Here is a 20,857-nt window from a genome sequence, read left to right as displayed (position 1 = left end):
GTGGTGCGGTGGTGCGGTGGTGCGGTGGTGCGGTGGTGCGGCTGCGCACATACCCGGCCGGGGCTCGGTCGGACCTGACCGGTCACGTTAAGTCGGGGTGACCGATGCCTGCGTCATGCGGATGGCCCTACCGTCGATGACATCACCGGAAGGGCTACCGCAGAGGGGCGTTGGTCCGCTCCCGTCTCCGGCTCACGCCTTGGGCGACCACCGCCGGACCGCCCGAACCTGTCCTCGTGGCCCCTCCCCTGCCTACCGACACCTACCGACCCGCTGACGACCGCACGGAAAGACACCCGCGTGACACCTGATCCGACCACCGTCCACCCACTGCCGGCCCACGAGCGGGTCGTCTTCCTCAAGCCGCTGGTCGATGGGAAGGCCGTTGTGGTGGGCGACTTCACCTACTACGACGACCCCGACGGCGCGACCGACTTCGTGCAGCGCAATGTCCTGTACGCCTACGGGCCGGAGCGGCTGATCATCGGCAAGTACTGCGCGATCGCCACGGGCACCCGGTTCTTGATGGCGGGCGCGGACCACCCGTCGATGGGTGTGTCCACCTTCCCGTTCACCATGTTCGGCGGGGAGTGGGCGGAGCGGACCCTCGATCTCGTCACCGGCATGCCCAGTCGCGGGGACACGGTGGTCGGCAACGACGTGTGGTTCGGGTACGGGGCCACCGTCATGCCGGGGGTGCGGATCGGCGACGGCGCCATCGTCGCTGCCGGTGCCCTGGTCACCGCCGACGTGCCGCCGTACACCATCGTCGGCGGCAATCCGGCCCGGCCGATCCGCCGGCGTTTCGACGACGGCGACATCGAACGGCTCGTGCGGGCCGCCTGGTGGGACTGGCCCGTCGCCCTGGTCACCGAGCATGCCCGGACCATCATGTCCGGCTCCCCGCACGACATCGCGCACATCGCCGCTTCCCAAGGTCTGGAGCAGGACCGTTGATGCCCCCGGAAATCGACGAATACCCCGTGTCCGACCGTGAGAGCGGCCCGTACGCGATCACCACGGGCCCGGACGGCGCACTGTGGTTCACCATGGTCCACAGTGGCAGGATCGGCCGGCTGGTCCCCGGGCAGGAGCCGACCAGCCACCGGCTCGACCCCGACAGCGGGCCGACCGTCATCACGAACGGGCCGGACGGCGCACTGTGGTTCACCGAGTACCGGGCACACCGGATCGGGCGGATCACGACGGCCGGCCAGGTGACGGAGTTCGGGCTGCCGACCGCGGAATGCGGCCCCTTCGGCATCGCCGCGGGACCGGACGGCGCGTTGTGGTTCACCGAGACCGCCACCGACCGCATCGGACGCCTCACCACCGACGGGGCGGTCACCGAGTACCCCCTGCCGCGCGCCGGTGCGTTCCCCTCCGCGATCGCCGCCGCGGGGGACGCGATGTGGTTCACCATGAACCAGGCCAACGCCCTCGGCCGGATCGGCATGGACGGTCACATCACGGTCCACGACCTGCCCACCCAGGCTGCCGCACCGGTCGGGATCACCGTCGGCCCGGACGGAAGTGTCTGGTTCACCGAGATCGCCGCCGGCCAGATCGGCCGGATGGCTCCCGACGGCCGGATCACCGAGTACCCACTGCCCGACCGTTCCGCCCGGCCGCACGCCGTCACCACGGGCGCCGATGGCAGGCCGTGGTTCACCGAATGGGGCGGCAATCGTGTCGGCTCGGTCTCCCCCGACGGCACCCTCGCGGTCCATGACCTGCCCACCCCGGCCTCCGAGCCGCACGGCATCACCCTGGGCCCGGACGGCGCCTTGTGGACGGCTCTGGAGACCGGCGCACTCGCCCGCATCGCGTCGGTCGACAGCACCGGCTGACGCACCACCACCCGCCTGACGCACCACCCGGCCGACGCACCAGGCGTGAAGGCCCCTTGCACCACCCCCGAAAGTCGACAGCGAACTCAGGAACCGAGGAACAGCTCATGAAGTACGCACTTGTGATCTTCGAGACGGATGCGTCACGCGCCCGGATCCAAGCCGACCGGGACGCCTACCGGAAGGCGTACGAGACCTGGATCGGCGAGATCGCAGCCGCCGGCAAGCTGGTAGGCGGCGACGCCCTCGACACCGAGCACCAGGGCCCGGTCACCGTGCGCAAGACCGTGGGCGGAGCTCCGGTGGTGACCGAGGGGCCCGTCCACGGTGGCGAGGAGACCCTCGGTGGTTGGTTCGTACTGGAGGTGGCCGACCACGCCGAGGCCGTTGAACTGGCCCGCGGCTTCCCCACCCCGGAGGCTCTCGAACTCCGCCCCATCCTCGAGTCCGCCTGAGCCGCAGGCAGCCCTCGACGACCGTCTGCTGGGGGCACCCGGTGCCCCCGGCCGGCGCCGTATGGAGGGATGCGAGCGGCCTACCCCTTCGCAGGAGCTGACGTGACACCGGTATCGGTGAGCTATCGCCCGCTGACCGGACCCGAGGAGATCGGCCTCTTCTGCCGCCTCTCCTACGTCCTCGACCACGAGCTGGCCGACGACTTCGCCGACGGCCGTCGCCGCCCCGAGTGGACCTGGGTGGCCCTGGACGGTGACCGGCTGCTCGGCCGGCTCGCCTGGTGGACGGCCCCCGGCGGCGACGTTCCGCTGCAGTGCGACTTCTTCGACATCGACGACACGTTGCCCTCGGCCGAACGCGACGAGATCGGCCTGCGGCTGTTCGAGACGGCGACGGCGGCCGTCTTTCCGGCGGGCGCGAAGCTCCCGGAGTACGGCCGCTTCGTCCCGCCCGACTGGCGTGAGGACCCAGCGGCCCGCGACGTGGTCGAGTCCCGCACGCGCGTGCTGGAGGGCACGGGCGCGCGGCTGCTGGTCGAGCGGCTGCGGCTGCAATGGACTCCGGCGTCTCCGCTCCCGGAGCCCAGGGGGCGTCTCGTCTTCCGCCCGGTGGCCGACCGCGAGGACCTCCTCGCACTGATGACCCCGGTCATGGAGGGCACCCTCGACGCCCACGGTCGGGCGGACCAGGCGTCCGGACGGAGTCCGCGTGAAGCGGCGGAGAGGCACTACGACGGAGAGTTCGCCGGGTTCAAGAGCCCGCAGGAGTGGTGGCGCATCGCCGAACTCCCGGACGGGGGCGGCCCGGTGGGCTTCGTCATCCCGGCCCGCAACAACTACCACCCCATCATCGCGTACATCGGGGTCCTGCCCGCGCACCGCGGCAACGGCCACATCGACGAGATCCTCGCCGAGGGCACTCGCATCCTGGCCGCAGAGGGCGTCGACCGGATCAGGGCGTCGACGGACCTCCGCAACGTCCCGATGGCGAAATCCTTCGCCCGCGCCGGATACGTCAACTTCGAACGCACCCTCAACTTTGTCTGGGATTGACCCACCTCGGCAAGCCCTCGCCGGGAGTCTGCCCTCTCCTCCTGCGCAGCTGCGGAACTCGCGTCGAACCCGCGCGGGGGTGAGGGTCCGACGGAATGGTCCAGAGCTGCGACCTACCGCTAGAGTGCGATCTTTGTTCGATTCGCCAGGTGGCGGAAGGGGAGATCGTGAGCGTCCAACTGCGAGAAACCGCACAGGCGTTAGCGCAGACTCTGTGGCGGGAGCACACCGTCTACCGCGAGCGGTCCGGCGGAGTGGTCATCCGGGGCGAGCACGTACAGCGCTGGATCAGTCTCGCGCCTGCCGGCGGCAGGGACGAGATCCTCGTCCGGGCGGGGCGCATCCTCGACGGTGGGACCACGGCCCCGGCGCGTTCAGAGGCTGTGGTGTCGCTCTCCACCGAAACCGACCAGCTTGCGGCGACCTGCCGCCGTCTGCTCGCCGAAGCTGCCGCCGGTCCCACACCAGCTGCATCCAGGCCGGCGGCACCTCGTCAGCCGATCGACTCGGCCGCGCGAACCGGTCGACGCACGGGTGGCAGGGGCTTCGGCTACTGGGTAATAGTCGCCTGCGTGGTCGGGATCGCAGCCCTCTCGATCTACGGGGCCTCGGTGGGCACGTAACGGATCCGGTACGGCCGTGGCCGGGACACCCACCGGAAGGTGGTCTGCCCCGACGGCTCGGCTGCCGACACCCTCCGCACCCGGAGGAACTGCGGCCCGTCCGCTGGCTCTTGGGCGTCACGAGATCACCTGCCCGGGGCGTCAGGGTGTCATCAGGGCCGGGTCGTCGCGCTGTGTCGTTCGGTCAGCGCCGACCCGCGGGCGTGGCACCACCGTGCGCCACTCGGGACAGAGCGGCCGACGACGACCGGGAGCGGGGCCGAGGTCAAGACCGGGACCGGCGTCGGCCACCTCCTGCTCTCGACAGCCGGCGTGAGGGCGTCCGCCGGATGGCGGGGCCCGAAGCCTTGCTCGGTGATGGGTCGGGCCGGCACGGCCGAGCGGCCCTGTGCCCTCCGCGCCTGGGCGGTGTTTGCCGGCTCGCGCATGATCGCGGCCCTCCTCGTTCCGGGCTTTCGGCACCGTGAACCGCCTGGTCGGCGCAGGTGCCGTGTCGGCGAGTCCCATAAGTGGCCGCCGCTGGGTCAACACCGGCCAGGCGTCCGCGGCCCACAGGAAGGGGTCGGTGGAGCGCCCCCGGCCTTCGGAACAGCGTGGGCCCACCAGCCGGCTGACAGGCGCCCGCAACGCGGGTACGGACCGAATCCGCCGAACCGTCGTATAGGAGAATGCGTCCGATACCGCGTTGTCGACCAGCAGGGAGGATGACCCGATGGGAAGTGACGAGCCCGGACCGGGCAGCGGCCCGTACGCCACCGACGGACTCCTTCCCCCCGGGCAGCGGCTCGCCCGCGGCTGGCCCGTCTCGCATTACGGCCCCGTCCCCAGGTTCCGGCCCGACCGCTGGGACCTGAAGGTCTTCGGCGCCACCGCCACAGGCGAGAACCACACCTGGGTCCTCGACGAGTTCATGGCCCTGCCGACCGTCGAAGTCGTCGCCGATCTGCACTGCGGGACCGGGCCCACTTCGACCGGCCACGAGTGGTTCGGCGTCGCTGCCACCACGCTGCTGGCACTGGCGCCTCCCTCGCCCCAGGTCACACACGTCATGGCCTGGGCGGAGTACGGCTACAGCGCCAACATCCGGCTCAACGACTTCACCTCCGCCCAGACCCTGCTGGCCACCCACCACAACGGAGAGTCGCTCACCGCCGAGCACGGCTTCCCCCTGCGCCTCGTCGTCCCCCACCTCTACGGCTACAAGAGCGCCAAGTGGCTGCGCGGCATCGAGTACATGACCGCCGACCGCCGCGGTTTCTGGGAAGAGCGCGGCTACCACAACATCGGCGAGGTCTGGCGCGGCCGGCGCCACTCCTACCAGGAGGAAGAGGGCGACGGGCCGCCGCTGTAAGGCGCGACGGCCGACAGGGGACGGTTCTTTCCGGCAGACAGTGCCGCGTCCGGCACCGGGCGGAGTGCCGGGACCGGCCTGTTGCGGTCAGGCGGCGGCGAGAGACAGCTCCGTCGACTTGATCAAGGCGACGACGGTGGAGCCGGCGGCCAGGCCGAGATCGGTGACGGCTTCCTTGGTGACCGCGGCGGTCAGCTCGCCGCCCTCGATCGCGACCTTCACCGAAGCCATGGCGCCACCGGTGGCGATGTCGGCGACGGTGCCGGGGATCTGGTTGCGGATGGACAAGCCCGCTACGGGGGCAGTGGCCAGCGAGACCTCGGTGGACTTGGCGAGGATGCGCACCGCGGAACCCTCCGTGAGGCCCAGCTCCTTGACCGCTTCCAGCGTGATCGCGGCGGTGACGTCCTGACCGCCGGCGAGACGGACCTTGACCGTCGCCATGACCTCGCCCGAGGTGACGGCGGTGATCGTGCCGGGGATCTGGTTGCGGATGCTCAGACTCATGGAATGCGCCTCACCGGGAAATCATGCGAAAAGTCAGGCTTTGCGCCTGCGGTGTTCCCCACAGTAATCGCGCGACCCGAGCGCGTCCCACAGGGCTTCCCATCTGCCAGACCGCCGGAACCGTACGCCTGGCACATGAGAGAAGCCCAGGTTGCGAACCTCCGGCCGTGGGCTTGCTCGCCGCGGGATGCCTTCGGGCGCCGGTTTTCTCCCCGCCCCAGCTCAGGGTCCGCAGAGGCGGGGAGAACGCACCGGAGAAGGTTGCGTACTGGCAGCCTTGCCTAAAGTGACGCACCCGGCACCTTCGCACGCCCCCCTTGTAGACCGATTGGGTAAGGGTGCGTCAGATGCCCCCGCCCGCACGGGCGTCCCACACGGGCGTCCCACACTCTGCCGGACGTCGCCCTGGCCGACAGCACTCGGCCGACAAGGCTCGACCGACAAGGCTCGGCCGACAACGCTCCCCCGCCCGTTGCCCACCGCCGTGGGCCGTCGGCGCCGATACGCACCTGAGGATCAACGGACCACCTCGTAGTGGAGGTGGGTCACGCCGGGTGCCGGGACGGCCTCCAGCAGCCGCAACCGAACGTGCTCGGGCAGGCTGTGGAAGTAGGGACGGCCGGCACCGAGCAGGACGGGCACCTGGTGCAGGATCAGCTCGTCGACCAGCCCCGCCTTGAGGGCTTCGGTCACCAGGACTCCGCCCATGAGGGCGATGTCCTTGCCCTCGGCGGCGTCCCGGGCGGCCGCAACGGCGTCCGCCGGCCCGGTGGTGATCAGCCTCTGACGGCCGGTCATCTGCGGCGCCGGCCGGTGGCTGAGCACGAACAGCGGCGCCGCCGGGTGCGGGGACCCGCCGTCGCCGAATCGGTCGGAGTCCTCATACGTGTGACGGCCGGCGATACATGCGCCGACGCGACCGGCCACGGCATCGAAGAACCGGGCGCTGGGCTCACTGAGCCGGAAGCCGTCGAACACCCGGCTGGGGACATCGCCGTTGAAGTACCAGTCGAAGAGCGCGCCACCGTCGCCGAGCCCACGGCCCGGGCCCGGGTCACGGCCGGTGATGTATCCGTCGACCGAGACCGCCAAAGCGCTGAACACCTTGCCCATCACCTGACTCCTTTTTTTGAGGTTCCGTCAAGAGATTCCATGACCAGATCCAGGCCGACCTCGGCATCTCGCGCAGGGTCCTGACCGAGCGGCTCAACCACCTCGTCGAACACAGCGTGCGTGGGCGCCGCCCCGACGACCGGCACGCACGGTACGAGTACCACCTGACGGCGAAGAGGGCCGAGCGCGCTGCGCCCGCTGCGGCGAGCCGATGCACGCGGAGATGTCGACGTGGCCCCGGCCCCGGACAGCGCTGCGGCCGGGGCCATGGCTGCGCCCTCGCGGCTGCGTTGAACAAGAGGCGGCCGGGATCGCGATCGGACGTGCACGCCGGCGCCATTTTACCGGCCTCAGATCCTGCCGTACCGTATGTCATTGACCATTGACATTGGTCGATGACACCAATTGATGACAAACGTCCGCGAAAGGACATCGCAGGGTGGCCGAGACCCATGCCGATACGCGTGCGGAAGACGATCGACGGGGCAGGGCCGATCGACCGCGAGGACTGCTGCCCTCGTTGATGTTCACGGCCCTGACGGTGTCCGTGATCAGTACGCTCGGAGCCCCGATGGTGCCGACCATCGCCCGCGAGCAGCATGTCTCGCTGAGCGCCGCCCAGTGGGTGCTGACCTCGACCTTGCTGGCCGGCGCGATCGCCGGCCCTGTACTGGGTCGACTCGGCGACGGGCCGCGCCGACGCGCGGCCATCCAGGGGGCTCTGACCTGTGTGTTCATGGGAAGCGTGCTGGCTGCGCTCGCGCCGAACCTCGCACTGCTGCTGGTGGGACGCATCCTGCAGGGTGCGGGCATGGGCCTGTTGCCGCTGACCATCGCCGTCGCCCGTGAACACCTTCCGGCCGAGCGGATGCGGTCGGGGATCGCGGCGCTCTCGATCACCACGTCAGTGGGCGCGGGAATCGGTTACCCCTTGACGGGCGTCATCGCCCAGCACCTCGACTACCGCGCCGGGTTCTGGTTCGCCGCGCTGCTCGGCGCCGGGGCGCTGTTCGTCGTGAAGTCGGTGGTGCCGGTGGGGTCGTCAACCCCGCGGCGTCCGCTGGACGTGACCGGGGCGGTGTTGCTCTGCTCGGGTTTGACTCTGCTCCTGCTGGCCGTGAGCCAGGGTGTGACATGGGGATTGATGTCGGGCGCCACCCTTGGGTGCCTCGGCGCCGGAGCCGTGGTTCTCGTCCTCTGGATCATGCAGGCCCTGCGCACCCCGAACCCCCTGGTCGACATCCGGTTGATGCGCAACCGAGCGGTACTGGCCGCCAACGCGACCGCCCTGCTCGCCGGCATCGGCATGTACGGTGTGCTGTCGCTGGTCAACCTCTACACGCAGGTCCCCGCACGGGCCGGGTACGGCTTCCACCTCTCGCTCACCGCTGCGGGGCTCGTCCTGCTGCCGATGTCTCTGGGCAGCCTGATGGCGAACCGTCTCGCCTCAGCACTGGTGTCCCGGTTCGGGCTCCACCAGATACTTCCCCTGGGTTCCCTCGTCATCACCCTCGACCTGGTCATGCTCTCTCTGTGGCGCGATCACCTGGCCGTGCTCGTCCTCGGCACGTTCCTGCTCGGCGCCGGGGTGGGGGCCGCGTACGCCGTCATGCCCCTGCTCATCGTCCGGCACGTTCCGCCGTCCGAGACGGGTAGCGCCACCAGCTTCAACCAGGTACTGCGTACGGTCGGGGGTTCCATCGGCAGTGCCGCCATCTCGGCGATCATGCTTGCGTTCACTCCGGCCGGCAGAGACCTCCCCGAGGGCAGCGCCTACACCACGGCCTTCCTGGCCACCGCCGCGGCGGCCTTCCTGGGGGTGATCTGCGCTCTCCTGCTCCCGCCACGCCGCGGGACCGCAACGAAGGCGGCGCGCGGCGTCGCGGCACAGGCCCCGGCAGCCGGCCCGCGGTCGGTGGAAAACGAGTCCGGTATTGTCCGCCGCGGCTCCGGTCGCTGAGAACATCCGGACCGGAAAGGACCAGCCATGGGCCCGCGTACGGAACACGCGCGAGGCAGGAAGCGCGACTCGGACGCCACTCGGGCCGCACTGCTCGACGCCGCCCGCGACCTGTTCGGCCGCCACGGATACAACACGGTGACACTGCGGGACATCGGTGAGCGTGCCGGTGCGGACGGCTCACTGGTCGCACGGTACTTCGGCAACAAGGCCGCTCTGTACCAGTCGGCGGTAGCCGAGGACAGCCGCGAAGTGACCGTGTCGCCCGAGCCTTTCGATCTCGACGCCTTCACCGCCCACGCGCTGCGCCGGGCCGACGAGAGGGGGGCGCCGGGCCCGCTCGTGCAGGCAGTCCTCTCCCAGGGCACTGCCCCCGAGGTGCGCGCCTCCGCCGCGGACGAGCTGCGCACCCGCCTGATCTCACCGCTCGCCACCCGATTGGCCGCCGAGGGAGCCGACGATCCGGTCGCTCGGGCCGAGGTCCTGATCTCCTGCCTGGTCGGCGTCATCGCCCTGCGCTCCAGCGGCCAGTTCGACGGCCTGTCGGCCATGAGCCCCGAGGCGATCGGCACCATCCTCGAGTCCGCCGCACAAGCACCCACCTCGACGACACCGCCCGTGTCACCGGCGAACGACTCGACGACTTCCGTCCAGGACTCCCCCGATCAGCCGGAGACACCGCAGCGCTTCTGACCACATCCCATCGGAAGTGGCTGCATAGGTATGCCGGGCGTGATGTGACCCGAGCCCACTCAGACGTCGGGCCGCACGGTGGGGATGCCCCGAGCCGGCCGGCGACGCGGACAGCTCCGGCCAGGTATCCGGCAATGCCCGCTCGATCCGTCCACAACACCTCAATATCGACAAAGAGGCTAGCCTGTGAGAAGGCACCGCCCACACGTGACCTCCCCCGCGTGGACGGTGCGGACGGCGGACCGCCGCCATCGCGACCGCGTACCGACCGGAGGCCACCTCAGTCCCCCACCATCGTGCAGTCCCCCACCATCGTGTCCGCCCCACGGAGCCCCGAGCCCAAGGGGATGATCTGCCAAGACCCCTCCCTCACGCTTCGGCAACCACGCCTGAGCTGCACCCCTCGGAGGTGGGCGACCGATGCACCCGACCAACGCCCTGTGCGGGAGCCGTGGCCGCTGCGCCCGGAAGGAGCCCAGCGATGAGCGCAGCTGATTCCTCCTCCGCCGGAGACGGCCTGCAACAGGGCGTGACGTCCGAGCCGGGCGGCTTGCTGGACGTGCTCAGCGTCGCTGCGGTCGTGCTCGACGGTGAGGGGCGGATCGTCCTGTGGAGCCCGCAGGCCGAAGACCTCTTCGGCTACCGGGCCGGCGAGGCCCTCGGCCAGTTCGCGGGGCGGCTGCTGGTGAACGAAGAGCACCTGGAACTGGTCATCCATCTGTTCACCCAGGTCATGGCGGGAGAAGGGCACTGGGCGGGGGTCTTTCCGGTGCGGCACAAGGACGGCAGCACCAGGCTGGTGGAGTTCCGCAACATGCGGCTGGAAGACCAGAACAAGGACCTGTACGCCTTGGGACTGGCGACCGGCCAGGCGACGCTGCGCGGGGTGGAGCGGGATCTGGCGCTGTCCACCCGGCTGATCTCCCAGTCCCCGATCGGTCTGGCGGTGCTGGACACCGATCTTCGGTACGTGAGCGTCAACCCGGCGCTGGAGCGCATCAACGGTCTGCCCGCGGCCGCGCATGTGGGCCGCAGCGTCCGAGAGGCACTTCCGTTCTTGGACGCCGAGGCCATCGAGTCCGCGATGCGGAAGGTCCTGACCACCGGAACCCCCATAGTTGACCAACAGTCCGTCGGGCGCACCGCCGCCGCCCCGGACGCTGAGCACGCGTGGTCGGTGTCCTACTACCGACTGGAGGCGTCGAACGGGACGGTACTGGGAGTGGCCGTCTCCGTGGTCGACGTCACCGAGCGGTACCGCGCCACGGTCGAGGCCGTGCAGGCCAGGCGGAGCCTGGCGCTCGTGGCCGAAGCCTCCCTGCGGATCGGTACCACCCTGGACGTCGACCAGACCGCGAAGGAACTCGCCGAGATGTCCGCGCCGGCGCTGGCCGACGTGGCCGCAACCCACGTGCTCGACGGCGTCCTGACCCATCGCTCGCCCCTCATCTCACCCGACGGCCCGGTACTGTTCCGTGTCCTGGCGGTCGCGGCTGCGTCGACGACGGAGCCTGCCGCTGCCGCCGATCCGTCGGGCGAACTCAGCCAGTACGACGCCGACCGGCTGGTCACTCAGTGTGTGCGCACCGGCCGCGCCGTCCTCGTGCCGCATGTGGAGGCCGGCGACCTGCCGCGCATCGCCGGCAGCCGGGAGGCCGCCGACCTCCTTGCCCGGTCGGGGCTCCACTCCTACTTGGTTGTGCCGCTGATCGCCCGTGGCAAAGTCCTCGGCGCGCTCGACCTCAAACGCACGGACAATCCCCACCCGTTCAACCGCGCCGACGAGGTGCTGGCCGGCGAACTCGCGACGCGGGCGGCGCTGTGCATCGACAACGCACGCTGGTACGAGAGCCAACGCCACACCGCGCTCACCCTCCAGCGCAGCCTGCTGCCCGAGCACCCGGAGCCGCGGCCCGGGCTGGAGATCGCCAACCGCTACCAGCCCGCCTCCATCGCCAGCGAGATCGGCGGTGACTGGTTCGACGTCATCCCCCTCGCCGACGACAAGACCGCGCTCGTCGTCGGCGACGTCATGGGCAGTGGCGTCAACGCCGCCGCCACCATGGGCCAGTTGCGCACCGCGACGCGCGCCTTCGCCGAACTCGACCTCGACCCCGCCCATGTGCTGCACCATCTCGACAACCTCGCCGATCGCATGGGGCAGACCATCACCACCTGCATCTACGCCATTTACGACCCCCACCATCACCAATGCCGCATCGCCAACGCCGGACATCTGCCCCCCGCCCTGGTCCGCCCCGGCCAGGACGCCGAACTGCTCGACCTGCCCACCGGCGCCCCCCTCGGCGTCGGCGACGTCCCCTTCCACACCACCACACTCACCCTGAGCCCGGGCGACGAACTGGTCCTCTACACCGATGGCCTGGTCGAGACCCGCGACCAACCCATCGACGAACGCCTCGATGCCCTCCTCGCCTTCCTCACCGGACCGGAGCGGTCTCTGGAGGAGACCTGCGACGTACTCCTGTACACACTGCGCAGCCCCTGGGAACACGACGACGTGGCCCTGCTGACCGTCCGGGCCTGCGGAGTGCCGGCTCGTCAGTGACACGCTCCGCGTAGTCGTCCCGCTCCCGGCCAGGCGCAAAGCGACTGCCCGACGTGGTGGGCCGCCCTTGGCCGACGGCACCGGCGTCGGAGGAGGAGGTCCGCGGCGCAGCCGCAGGTCATGGCCGGCGGAGTTCCATGGCGATGGCGTCACGGAGTAGCTCGTGGGCGCGATCGAGTGGTGTGGTCCCGCTCAGCCATCGTTCGCTCAGGCCCTCGACCAGGGCGGTGAGGCGTTCGGCAGCGGCACTCGGGATGACCTCGGGGCCGGCCAGGCCGGCGGCCTGGGCCTGGCGCACCAGGTGTGTGAGGTCCTCGACCCACTCCCTGGTCGAGGTGGCGAGCTGTTCCCTCAGGTCCGGGTCGAAGACTGCGGTGGCGCGGAACTCGCCCCAGGCGGCGCTGTTCTCCCTGATCTGGGGGGTGTCCTGCAGTTCCAGGAGCAGCAGTTCGGTGAGTTGGGTACGCGGATCGTCGGAGAGGCCCATGGCGGCGTCGGTGTAGCGCACGGCGCGTTGGTTGATGAACTCCAGCGTGCGGCGCAGCAGCCCGGCGCGGTCCTTGAAGTGGTAGTAGATCAGTGCCGTCGAGACGCCGGCCTCCGCGGAGACCTCCTCGACGCGCAGCCCGCGCACGCCGCGTCGGGCGATCAACCGGGCTGCGGCTTCGAGGATCTGGGCGGGCCTGTCCGGCATCGAGTGCTCCCACTGCCTGGAGGATCAACATGTGGCTGGGTCCGATCATGCCGTACCATCGTGTTGACTAAATTTTCAGTCAGGAGGTCGATCGTGCGCATATCCAGACGCCAGACCCTGCAGGCCGGGGCCCTGGCCGCCTTCGGTGCGGCGCTGAGTGCCTGCAGCACCCAGGAGAGCAGCCGGCCGGCACAGGGCGGCGGCGGTGCTTCCGTGGGGGCGACGCCGGCCGGTGGGTGGCGGATGCCCGACGAGGCCCACCCCCACGAGCTGACCTATATGTCATGGCCCACCCGGCAGATCTGGAAGTCGGACATCTACGGCGTGCGTGAGGACATCGCGCGGATCGCGCGGACCATCGCCGAGTTCGAGCCGGTGGCCCTCCTGGCCAATGACAAGGATGTGAAGGCGGCTCGGCGGGCCTGCGGCTCCGGGGTGGAGGTCGTACCGATTCCGGTGGACGACCTGTGGATGCGCGACATCGGGCCGGCCTTCGTGCTCGGGCCCGACGGCATCGCCGGAGTGGACCTCAACTTCAACGGCTGGGGTGGCAAGCAGACGCACGGCCGCGACGGTCAGGTCGCAGCGGCGATCCTGGACGACGAGCGCATCACCAGGATCAAGGCGCCGATCATCGGTGAGGGCGGCTCGATCGAGGTCGACGGCAAGGGCACCCTGTTGGCGACCGAGAGTTCCCTGGTCAACGGGAATCGCAATGCCGGAAAATCCCGCGACGAGATCGAGCGGGCGCTCAAGGCTCTGTTCGGCATCACCGCGGTGATCTGGGTGGACGGCGTCAGGGGCAAGGACATCACGGACTACCACGTCGATGCGCTGGCTCGGTTTTCCGAACCCGGCGTCGTGGTCATGAGCACACCGGACGAGGAGGCCCCGCAGGACCTCTGGACCGACGCCTACGACCAGGCCCGGAAGGTCCTGGACAGGGCCGTGGACGCCCGGGGCAAACGGCTCGAAGTCGTCGAGCTGCCCGAACCGGTCGACATCGGCCGCCGCGGGGACGGATTCCTGGCCAGTTACGTGAACTACTACGTGGTCAACGGTGCGGTCATCCTGCCCGGCTTCGGCGACAAGAAGGCCGACAGCGATGCCAGGTCCATCGTGCGCGAGCTGTACCCGGGGCGGAAGGTCGTGCAACTGCCCGTCGACACCCTCGGCGAGGGAGGGGGCGGCATCCACTGCTCCACCCAGCAACTCCCCAAGACCGCGGGGCGAGCACGTCGGTGAGGCCACCGGCCATGAACACCATGGCGCCGCCGGCTACGAGGCGTACGTGCAGCCTTGCTCGCCGTAATACCGCTCGTACTGACCCATCACCCACGGGTCCGACGTGATCGTGAAGGTGCCGCGCGGGGCGGGGCAGTGGAACGTCGTGGTGACGGTGTCACGGCCCGGCGGGGACCCCGGCAACGCGGTGGCCGCGGAGGCGATGCCGGCGCTTCCGGCGCCGATCAGTGCGGTCACGAACGCTATCGCGATGATCTTCTTCATCATGACTCCCAGCTCCATCGCGTGGGGAACTACCTCTGAGGACAGTACACGCAACCACCCAATTGGGAACAAGGTGATAATTCACCCGATGCCGGGGTGCCGACCCTGCGGTGCAGACCGCCGCCGTCGGCCGGGGCGGCGGCCGCGGTGAGAGCGGCCACCGGCTTGCGGCGCATGAGGTCGCCATGGGTCTCGCGACATACGACAGGGATGATCTCCTTCGGCTCGGCACGGCCGGCGTACTCCGAGCGCCTCCTGGGGGGTGCCCCAGGAGGCGATCCAGAGGGGCCCGGCGGCCGAAGGTCCCGTGGGCGTCAGGCCACGGCGGGTGTGTAGTGGTCGGTGTCACCGCCTTCGATGACCCGGCTGGCGGTGCCGTCGATGCCCACCGGAGCGTCCCCGGCCACGGTCACCCGATGCAGCAGGCGCGGAAGGTCGCCGTAGTCGTCGGGGGCGTAGTGCTGGGTGATGCGGTTGTCGAACAGGACGAGGTCACCCGGTGTCCAGGCCACCCGGAGGATGTTCTCCGGCCGCGTCACGTACGACTGGAAGATGCGCAGCAGGTCCCGGGACTCGGAGGGGCCGAGGCCCTCGACGGTCTGCGCGAAGCCGCCGATGAACAGGCCGCGCTCCCCCGTCTCGGGGTGCACGCGTACCACCGGGTGGGCGGTGCGGTACTTGCGCGAGACGAAGCGCTTGCGGTGCTCGGCCGCCTTGTCGTTCTTCGGGGCGGCGTAGTCGTAGTCGTTGGTGTGCACCGCCCACAGCTTGTCCGCCAGCTCGCGCAGCGGCTCGGGCAGATCCTGGTAGGCCCCGGCCGAGTTGGCGATCAGGGTGTTACCGCCGTAGGGCGGGACGACGATGCTGCGCAGGGTCGATGCCTTCGGGGGTGTGCGGACGAAGGTGACGTCGGTGTGCCAGTGGTTGGCGCGGATGCCCTCGTCCCCGTCGACGGGCAGGATGTTGGGCTGCCCGTCCACGGACGGGACGGTGGGGTGGGCGGTGGTGAGGTCGCCGAAGAGGGCGGCGAAGCGCAATTGCCCGGCGTCGTCCAGCTGCTGGCCGCGGAAGACCAGCGCCTTGTGTTCCAGCAGTGCCGCGTTGATCTCGGCGACGATCGCCGGGTCGAGGTCGGTGGAGAGGTCGACGCCGACGATCTCGGCACCGATGCGTCCGCCGATCCGGCGGATGTCGAAGCCTGTGCTGGTGCTCATGTGCGTGTTCCTTTCGGGAGTTTCGGCGATCTCAGGAGGTGGTGCGTCACTCTCAGGAGGTGATGGGCAGGGAGGTTCCGTTGGGGTCGGGTGGGTTGAGGTGCGGTCCTATGGCCAGACGGGCGCCGGGGGTGCGGCCTCGCCCCCAGCCGATGCGGCGGCGGTAGCCACCGAGCAGGCCGGCTCGGTCGAGACCGGCCGCGTCCCGGACGGTGGGTTCGTCGGGCAGGGGATGTGTCTGCGGGGCGACATAGAGGGCGTCGGCGGGGCAGTTCGCCTCGCACTGGAAGCAGGTCTGGCAGTCCGTGTGGCGGGCCAGGACCGGAATGCCGTCCTCGCCTCGGTCGAAGACGTTGGTCGGGCAGACCGTGATGCACTTGTCGCAGGCGATGCACCGCTCCGCGGAGACGAACTCGATCACGAGGCTGCCTCCAGGAGTGCGGCCACGGGCTCGGGCCGGGTCCACACCTCGTCGAGTCCGCCGGTGACGATGCGGTGGCGCTGCGCGGGGTCCCGATCGGGGAAGTCGAGGCGTCGTGCCATGCCGCGGCTCTCGGTGCGCGCGAGCGCGGCGGCGTACATCCAGCGGGCGTGTGCGGTCATCGCCGCGGCCTCGCGGGCCCCTACGACATCCGGCCCGCTGCCGAGCAGTGCGGCGCGGGCCTCGTCCCAGGTGGCGTCGAGGGCTGCCAGCGAGGTGGTGAGAACCGCGCCGTGGCGCAGGTAGTTCTTCTCGTACGGCAGGACCTCGCCCTGAACCGCCGCGATCACGTCACGGTGGGCACCTGGCGGGCCCGGTGCCCGGGTCGGCCGGAGGCCCGCCCCGCCCGTCGGTGCCAGTCGGCGGCCGGCGGCCCGGCGCCCGAAGGACAGGGCGTACCGGGCCGCACCCTGGCCCGCCCAGGTGCCCGACGAGATGGCCCAGGCGGCGTTGTGGCTGCCGCCCCCGGTGAAGCCGCCGCAGATCAGCTCGCGGGTGGCGGCGTCCCCGGCCGCGTACAGCCCGGGGACCGTGGTGGCGCAGTCGTCACCGGTGATGCGGATGCCGCCGGTGCCCCGCACCGTGCCCTCGGCGAGCAGCGTGATCGCGAACCGTTGGGTGAACGGGTCGATGCCGAGCCGGTCGAAGGTGAGGAAGAAGTTCGGCTGGGCCAGCCGCATCGCCCGCCGGGCCGAGGGGTCGGCGCGGTCGAGACGGCAGTACACCTTCTCGTGCAGCAGGGCGCGGGCGATCACCGACCGGCCGCCCTGGCTCGCCGCGCCTTCCAGGAGAGTTCCGTCCTCGTGGGAGAAGGTCGCGAACGAGTAGAACGCAGACTTGGTGACCGAGGTGCCCTCGGGCGCGATGCCGTAGGCGTTGGAGAACTCCATGCCGGACAGCTCGGCACCCGTCTCGGCGGCGAACAGGGCGCCGTCTCCGGTGTTGACGTTGCAGCCGAGCGCTCCGCTGAGGAACGCACAGCCGCCGGTCGCCAGGACCACCGCCCCCGCGCGCACCCGGTACGCCCCACCCGCCTGCCGCCGGTAGCCGCGGGCCCCGGCGACCACCCCGGACGGGTCCGTCAACAGCTCGGTGACCGGACTGTGGTCGAGGATGCGCGCCCCGGCCCGCTGGACGCGGATACGCATCCGGCGCATGTACTCGGGCCCTTGCAGGCCGTTTCTGAGCGGTGTCCCGTCCGGCCCGGTGGGGAAGGGGTACCGGCCCGCCGCGGCCAGCTCGTTCATGCCCGCGTACGTCTGGTCCAGGACGCGTTCCTTCCAGCGTCGGTCGTCGAGATGTCCGCCGAGCTTCTCCCGGCTCGCCATGGCCGCCTCCCGTGCGGCGGGCTCCGGCGGGACGTACCAGACCCCGGTGCCGCTCGACGCGGTCGCGCCGCTGGTGCCGCAGTAGCCCTTGTCGGCGAGGATCACCTCCGCACCGGCCTGGGCCGACTTGAGCGCTGCCCAGGTGGCGGCGGGGCCGCCGCCCACCACCAGGACGTCCGTGGTGAGGTCGAGCCCGGTCATGCCGGCTGTCCCTCGGCGGCGGTGACGGAGGGGGCGAGCCGGCCTGCGGGGCGGGGCAGGCCGTAATGCTCGCGCAGGGTGCGACCGGTGTACTCGGTGCGGAAGAGGCCCCGGCCTTGGAGGATCGGCACGACGTGGTCGACGAAGTCCTCCAGGCCGCCGGGCAGATGCGGCGGCATGACGTTGAAGCCGTCGGCGGCTCCCTGGGTGAACCACTCTTCGAGCTGGTCGGCTATCTGCTCCGGCGTCCCGGCGAAGACCCGGTGGCCGCGCCCGCCGCCGAGGCGCGCGATGAGCTCGCGCAGCGTCAGTCCGTCGCGCCGGGCCAGTTCGGCGACCAGCGTGAAGCGGCTCTTGTTGCCGTTGATGTCCCGCTCCTCGGGCAGCGCGGGCAGCGGGCCGTCCAGCGGCAGTCCGGTCAGGTCGGTGCCGAGCATGCCCGACAGCTGGGCGAGTCCGTACTCCGGCACCTGGAGATCGGTCAGCTCCTGCTCCAGAGCGTGGGCCTCCGCCTCCGTCGCGCCGATGACCGGGCAGATCCCGGGAAGGATCTTCAGGTCGTTCTCGGCACGTCCGTAGCGGGCGAGGCGGTTCTTGACGTCCTTGTAGAAGCCCTGCCCGTCGGCGAGGGTCTGCTGCGCGGTGAACACGGCCTCGGCGTACTGGGCGGCGAACTCCTTGCCGTCCTCGGACGAACCGGCCTGCACCAGCAGCGGGTGCCCCTGCGGGCTGCGCTGCACGTTCAGTGGGCCCTGTACGGCGAAGTGCTCCCCGCGGTGGTCGATGGGCTGCACCTTGCCGGCGTCCACGTAGATCCCGCGCTGGCGGTCGAGCAGGACCGCGTCGTCCTCCCAGCTGTCCCAGAGCTTGGTGGCGACGTCCACGAACTCCCGCGCCCGGTCGTAGCGCAGGCCGTGTTCGAGGTGCTCGTCGTGCCCGAAGTTGCGGGCCTCGTCCACGGTGCCGGAGGTGACGATGTTCCAGCCGGCGCGCCCGCCGCTGAGGTGGTCGAGGGAGGCGAACTTCCGAGCGGTGTGGAAGGGCTCGTTGAAGGTGGTGGAGACGGTGGCGATCAGGCCGATGTGCTCGGTCACCGTCGCCAGGGCGGACAGCAGCGTGAGCGGTTCGAAACCGCCGAGCGCGTTGTGTGTGGCCTGGCCCCGTAGGGCCAAGCCGTCGGCGAAGAAGATGGAGTCGAGCTTGCCGCGTTCGGCGGTCTGGGCGAGGTGCTGGAAGTAGTGCCGGTCGGTGACGTGTTCGGGCCGGGTACGCGGATGGCGCCAGGCGGCGTCGTGGTGACCGGCGTTCATCAGGAAGGCGTTGAGATGGAGGCGGCGGGGGCCGGCTGCGGGCATGGAGGACTCCTCTGGGTTCGTTGCGCAGGGGCGGACGCGAGCGTCAGCTCGTCGCAGGGACGCGCCACGAGCTGAGCCGCTTCTCCACGGCCACCAGCAGCTGGTTGAAGGCCACGCCGATGACGGAGATGGTGACGATGCCCGCATACATCTGCGGAATGGCGAAGTTGTACTGGGAGGCGTTGATCAGATAGCCGAGACCGGCCTTGGCGCCGATCATCTCGGCGGCGACCAGGACGACGATGGACACCGCCCCGGCCAGCCGGATTCCGGTGAAGATCGTCGGCACCGAGGCCGGCAGGATGACCTTCTGGAACAGCCTTGGGGCGCACAGGTCCATGGACTTCGCCAGCCTCAGCAGCGTGGGGTCGACGGTGCGTACCGCGCTGATGGTGTTGAACAGGATCGGCCACGCGCACGCGTACACCACGATGGAGATCTTCGACGTCTCGCCGATGCCGAGGAGCAGTACGAACACCGGCAGCAGGGCCAGGGCGGCGGTGTTGAGGAAGACCTGAAGCAACGGGTTGAGGATATCGGCGAGGGGCCGGTACCAACCGATGAGCAGGCCCAGCGGTACGGACACGGCGACGGCTATGCCGAATCCGGTGAACGAACGGACCAGGCTCGCCTGCGCGTTGTCGGCGAGCTGGCCGTTGGCGACGAGCTCCCACCATGCCCGGGCCACCTCACTGAACGGCGGCAGGAAGGTCCCGTCCACCAGGCCGAAGCGGGGCGCCAGCTCCCACGCGAGCAGCAGGGCGACGATCGCGACCGACTTGGTGGCGCCGGTCAGTACCGCGCGCAGGATGCGGGGCAGCGCGGGAGGGCGGTGGAGCCGCGGCCTGCTCAGCGCGATCGGCAGGACGGTCGCGGCTCCCTCTGCGGCTCCCTCTGCGGCCTCCACTACGGGCGCCGACGGCGTGCCGGTGGTCGGCGCGGAGGGTTCCTCCTGGGCCTTTGGTTCCTCCCGGTCCTTGAGATTGTCCGGGGTCTTGCGTCGAGTGCTCGGACCGCTTGCGAGGCTCATACGGAGACCTCCTCCTTCTCCAGCAGTTGGGTTCTGGTCACCTCGTCGTGCAGCAGCGTCCAGATCTCGTGTCGGTACCGTGCGAACTCGGGGCTGGACCGTAGGTCGTCCGTCGCCGTGCGGGAGTCGAGGCCGATCGGCACGACCTGCTTGATGCGACCGGGCCTGGAGGTCATGACGGCCACCCGCCGGCCCAGATAGACGGCCTCCTCGATGCCGTGGGTGATGAAGACGACGGTCTTGCCGGTGCGCTGCCAGATACCCAGCAGCTCGTCCTGGAGCGACTCCCTGGTCTGGGCGTCCAGCGCGGCGAACGGCTCGTCCATCAGCAGGACGTCGGGGTCGTAGGCGAGAGAGCGGGCGATGGCCACGCGCTGGCGCATGCCGCCCGACAGCTCGTGCGGGTGACGGTTCTCGAATCCGGTGAGCCCGACCAGGTCCAGGTATTCGCGGGCACGCGCGGCCCGCTCACGTCGTGGCACGCCGGTCGCCTCCAGGCCGAACTCGACGTTGCCCAGGGCGGTGCGCCAGGGCAGCAGGGCGTACTGCTGGAAGACGATTCCGCGGTCCAGGCCGGGCCCGGTCACGGGTTCCCCGTCCAGAAGGATCCGCCCGCCGGTCGGGCGGGTGAGTCCGCCCAGCAGGTCCAGGAGCGTGGACTTGCCGCATCCGCTGGGACCGACCACGACGACGAACTCCCCCGCGTCGATCCGCAGGTCGACACCGTCCAGGGCGGTGAACTCGCCGTCGCCGTGCGCCGAGCCGCGGCCCTGGGCCCTCCCCCTCTTGGCGGGACTCTTGGCGGGAAAGGTCTTGCGCACCTGCTCGAACTCGATCTTGGGTGCGCCGGATTCGCTGGATTCCGACATGT

The 20,857-nt window shown here is 70.3% G+C and carries 20 protein-coding genes; 10 read left to right on the top strand and 10 right to left on the bottom strand.

All coding sequences use genetic code 11. The annotated features are described in order from the left end of the window. The first annotated feature begins 300 nt into the window (after positions 1 to 300). The 6 genes from ACGFML_RS17105 (at position 301) to ACGFML_RS17080 (ending at position 5,332) form a co-directional block, all read left to right on the top strand. The gene (locus ACGFML_RS17105) at positions 301 to 957 is read left to right on the top strand and encodes a CatB-related O-acetyltransferase (RefSeq protein WP_393544446.1); all 657 of its coding nucleotides are present in this window, start codon (positions 301 to 303) and stop codon (positions 955 to 957) included. Further along, positions 957 to 1,850 (top strand): virginiamycin B lyase, encoded by an 894-nt coding sequence (locus ACGFML_RS17100; RefSeq protein ID WP_393544444.1) that lies wholly within the window; start codon positions 957 to 959, stop codon positions 1,848 to 1,850. Before ACGFML_RS17105 ends, ACGFML_RS17100 begins: the two co-directional genes overlap by 1 nt. A 107-nt stretch (positions 1,851 to 1,957) precedes the next feature. Further along, positions 1,958 to 2,305 carry a YciI family protein gene (locus ACGFML_RS17095; protein WP_393544443.1) on the top strand — a complete coding sequence of 116 codons (348 nt, stop codon included), beginning with the start codon at positions 1,958 to 1,960 and terminating at the stop codon, positions 2,303 to 2,305. Positions 2,306 to 2,374: 69 nt separating this feature from the next. Then, the gene (locus ACGFML_RS17090; protein WP_393544441.1) at positions 2,375 to 3,358 is read left to right on the top strand and encodes a GNAT family N-acetyltransferase; all 984 of its coding nucleotides are present in this window, start codon (positions 2,375 to 2,377) and stop codon (positions 3,356 to 3,358) included. Between the two features lie 167 nt (positions 3,359 to 3,525). Beyond that, on the top strand, positions 3,526 to 3,981 hold the full coding sequence (locus tag ACGFML_RS17085; protein ID WP_393544439.1) for a hypothetical protein: 456 nt from the start codon (positions 3,526 to 3,528) through the stop codon (positions 3,979 to 3,981). Between the two features lie 712 nt (positions 3,982 to 4,693). Beyond that, a complete protein-coding gene (locus ACGFML_RS17080; RefSeq protein WP_393544437.1) occupies positions 4,694 to 5,332 on the top strand; it encodes a molybdopterin-dependent oxidoreductase in 639 nt (212 codons plus the stop codon). An 87-nt stretch (positions 5,333 to 5,419) separates the two neighbouring features. On the opposite strand, the gene ACGFML_RS17075 is transcribed toward ACGFML_RS17080, so the two are convergent. Next, on the bottom strand, positions 5,420 to 5,839 hold the full coding sequence (locus tag ACGFML_RS17075; RefSeq protein ID WP_393544435.1) for a molybdopterin-binding protein: 420 nt from the start codon (positions 5,837 to 5,839) through the stop codon (positions 5,420 to 5,422). A gap of 516 nt (positions 5,840 to 6,355) precedes the next feature. After that, positions 6,356 to 6,952, bottom strand: coding sequence for a dihydrofolate reductase family protein (locus tag ACGFML_RS17070; RefSeq protein WP_393544433.1), 597 nt, complete (start codon positions 6,950 to 6,952; stop codon positions 6,356 to 6,358). Between the two features lie 571 nt (positions 6,953 to 7,523). On the opposite strand from ACGFML_RS17070, the gene ACGFML_RS17065 reads away from it, so the two are divergent. The 3 genes from ACGFML_RS17065 to ACGFML_RS17055 all read left to right on the top strand — a co-directional run bounded on the left by ACGFML_RS17065 (position 7,524) and on the right by ACGFML_RS17055 (position 12,174). Continuing rightward, positions 7,524 to 8,912, top strand: a complete 1,389-nt coding sequence (locus ACGFML_RS17065; protein ID WP_393544431.1) for an MFS transporter — start codon at positions 7,524 to 7,526, stop codon at positions 8,910 to 8,912. A 27-nt stretch (positions 8,913 to 8,939) separates the two neighbouring features. Further along, entirely contained in the window at positions 8,940 to 9,605 is a 666-nt protein-coding gene (locus ACGFML_RS17060; RefSeq protein WP_393544429.1) for a TetR/AcrR family transcriptional regulator, read from the top strand. Between the two features lie 481 nt (positions 9,606 to 10,086). After that, entirely contained in the window at positions 10,087 to 12,174 is a 2,088-nt protein-coding gene (locus tag ACGFML_RS17055) for a SpoIIE family protein phosphatase (protein ID WP_393544427.1), read from the top strand. Positions 12,175 to 12,292: 118 nt separating this feature from the next. Here ACGFML_RS17055 and ACGFML_RS17050 read toward each other — a convergent pair whose 3' ends face one another. Continuing rightward, positions 12,293 to 12,868 (bottom strand): TetR/AcrR family transcriptional regulator, encoded by a 576-nt coding sequence (locus ACGFML_RS17050; RefSeq protein WP_393544425.1) that lies wholly within the window; start codon positions 12,866 to 12,868, stop codon positions 12,293 to 12,295. Positions 12,869 to 12,961: 93 nt separating this feature from the next. Here ACGFML_RS17050 and ACGFML_RS17045 point away from each other — a divergent pair, with 93 nt between their 5' ends. Beyond that, positions 12,962 to 14,113, top strand: a complete 1,152-nt coding sequence (locus ACGFML_RS17045; RefSeq protein ID WP_393544423.1) for an agmatine deiminase family protein — start codon at positions 12,962 to 12,964, stop codon at positions 14,111 to 14,113. Between the two features lie 33 nt (positions 14,114 to 14,146). Here the strand turns inward: ACGFML_RS17045 and ACGFML_RS17040 are convergent, their stop codons facing one another. The 7 genes from ACGFML_RS17040 to ACGFML_RS17010 form a co-directional block, all read right to left on the bottom strand. Next, positions 14,147 to 14,380, bottom strand: coding sequence for a hypothetical protein (locus ACGFML_RS17040; protein WP_393544421.1), 234 nt, complete (start codon positions 14,378 to 14,380; stop codon positions 14,147 to 14,149). A 311-nt stretch (positions 14,381 to 14,691) separates the two neighbouring features. Next, a complete protein-coding gene (locus ACGFML_RS17035) occupies positions 14,692 to 15,591 on the bottom strand; it encodes a TauD/TfdA dioxygenase family protein (protein WP_393544419.1) in 900 nt (299 codons plus the stop codon). A gap of 52 nt (positions 15,592 to 15,643) precedes the next feature. Beyond that, on the bottom strand, positions 15,644 to 16,012 hold the full coding sequence (locus tag ACGFML_RS17030; protein WP_393544417.1) for a 4Fe-4S dicluster domain-containing protein: 369 nt from the start codon (positions 16,010 to 16,012) through the stop codon (positions 15,644 to 15,646). Then, positions 16,009 to 17,601, bottom strand: a complete 1,593-nt coding sequence (locus ACGFML_RS17025) for an FAD-binding protein (RefSeq protein ID WP_393544415.1) — start codon at positions 17,599 to 17,601, stop codon at positions 16,009 to 16,011. The genes ACGFML_RS17030 and ACGFML_RS17025 overlap by 4 nt, the downstream gene beginning before the upstream one ends. Further along, on the bottom strand, positions 17,598 to 18,956 hold the full coding sequence (locus ACGFML_RS17020; RefSeq protein WP_393544413.1) for an LLM class flavin-dependent oxidoreductase: 1,359 nt from the start codon (positions 18,954 to 18,956) through the stop codon (positions 17,598 to 17,600). The genes ACGFML_RS17025 and ACGFML_RS17020 overlap by 4 nt, the downstream gene beginning before the upstream one ends. A 43-nt stretch (positions 18,957 to 18,999) precedes the next feature. Beyond that, positions 19,000 to 19,986, bottom strand: coding sequence for an ABC transporter permease (locus tag ACGFML_RS17015; RefSeq protein ID WP_393544411.1), 987 nt, complete (start codon positions 19,984 to 19,986; stop codon positions 19,000 to 19,002). Continuing rightward, positions 19,983 to 20,855, bottom strand: a complete 873-nt coding sequence (locus ACGFML_RS17010; protein ID WP_393544409.1) for an ABC transporter ATP-binding protein — start codon at positions 20,853 to 20,855, stop codon at positions 19,983 to 19,985. Before ACGFML_RS17010 ends, ACGFML_RS17015 begins: the two co-directional genes overlap by 4 nt. Positions 20,856 to 20,857 lie beyond the last annotated feature (2 nt).

This window comes from Streptomyces sp. NPDC048650, assembly GCF_043199095.1.
In the GTDB taxonomy this organism is placed as follows: Bacteria; Actinomycetota; Actinomycetes; order Streptomycetales; family Streptomycetaceae; genus Streptomyces.
The sequence above is the reverse complement of the archived record's forward strand: the minus strand, read 5'-3'. Positions and strand labels throughout refer to the sequence as shown.

Coding starts and splice junctions, on each gene's coding strand:
- ACGFML_RS17025 (WP_393544415.1), bottom strand. CDS start 17,601: ATGACCGGGCTCGACCTCACCACGGACGTCCTGGTGGTGGGCGGCGGC.
- ACGFML_RS17080 (WP_393544437.1), top strand. CDS start 4,694: ATGGGAAGTGACGAGCCCGGACCGGGCAGCGGCCCGTACGCCACCGAC.
- ACGFML_RS17070 (WP_393544433.1), bottom strand. CDS start 6,952: ATGGGCAAGGTGTTCAGCGCTTTGGCGGTCTCGGTCGACGGATACATC.
- ACGFML_RS17095 (WP_393544443.1), top strand. CDS start 1,958: ATGAAGTACGCACTTGTGATCTTCGAGACGGATGCGTCACGCGCCCGG.
- ACGFML_RS17075 (WP_393544435.1), bottom strand. CDS start 5,839: ATGAGTCTGAGCATCCGCAACCAGATCCCCGGCACGATCACCGCCGTC.
- ACGFML_RS17020 (WP_393544413.1), bottom strand. CDS start 18,956: ATGCCCGCAGCCGGCCCCCGCCGCCTCCATCTCAACGCCTTCCTGATG.
- ACGFML_RS17050 (WP_393544425.1), bottom strand. CDS start 12,868: ATGCCGGACAGGCCCGCCCAGATCCTCGAAGCCGCAGCCCGGTTGATC.
- ACGFML_RS17035 (WP_393544419.1), bottom strand. CDS start 15,591: ATGAGCACCAGCACAGGCTTCGACATCCGCCGGATCGGCGGACGCATC.
- ACGFML_RS17060 (WP_393544429.1), top strand. CDS start 8,940: ATGGGCCCGCGTACGGAACACGCGCGAGGCAGGAAGCGCGACTCGGAC.
- ACGFML_RS17065 (WP_393544431.1), top strand. CDS start 7,524: ATGGTGCCGACCATCGCCCGCGAGCAGCATGTCTCGCTGAGCGCCGCC.
- ACGFML_RS17090 (WP_393544441.1), top strand. CDS start 2,375: ATGCGAGCGGCCTACCCCTTCGCAGGAGCTGACGTGACACCGGTATCG.
- ACGFML_RS17100 (WP_393544444.1), top strand. CDS start 957: ATGCCCCCGGAAATCGACGAATACCCCGTGTCCGACCGTGAGAGCGGC.
- ACGFML_RS17010 (WP_393544409.1), bottom strand. CDS start 20,855: ATGTCGGAATCCAGCGAATCCGGCGCACCCAAGATCGAGTTCGAGCAG.
- ACGFML_RS17055 (WP_393544427.1), top strand. CDS start 10,087: ATGAGCGCAGCTGATTCCTCCTCCGCCGGAGACGGCCTGCAACAGGGC.
- ACGFML_RS17015 (WP_393544411.1), bottom strand. CDS start 19,986: ATGAGCCTCGCAAGCGGTCCGAGCACTCGACGCAAGACCCCGGACAAT.
- ACGFML_RS17040 (WP_393544421.1), bottom strand. CDS start 14,380: ATGATGAAGAAGATCATCGCGATAGCGTTCGTGACCGCACTGATCGGC.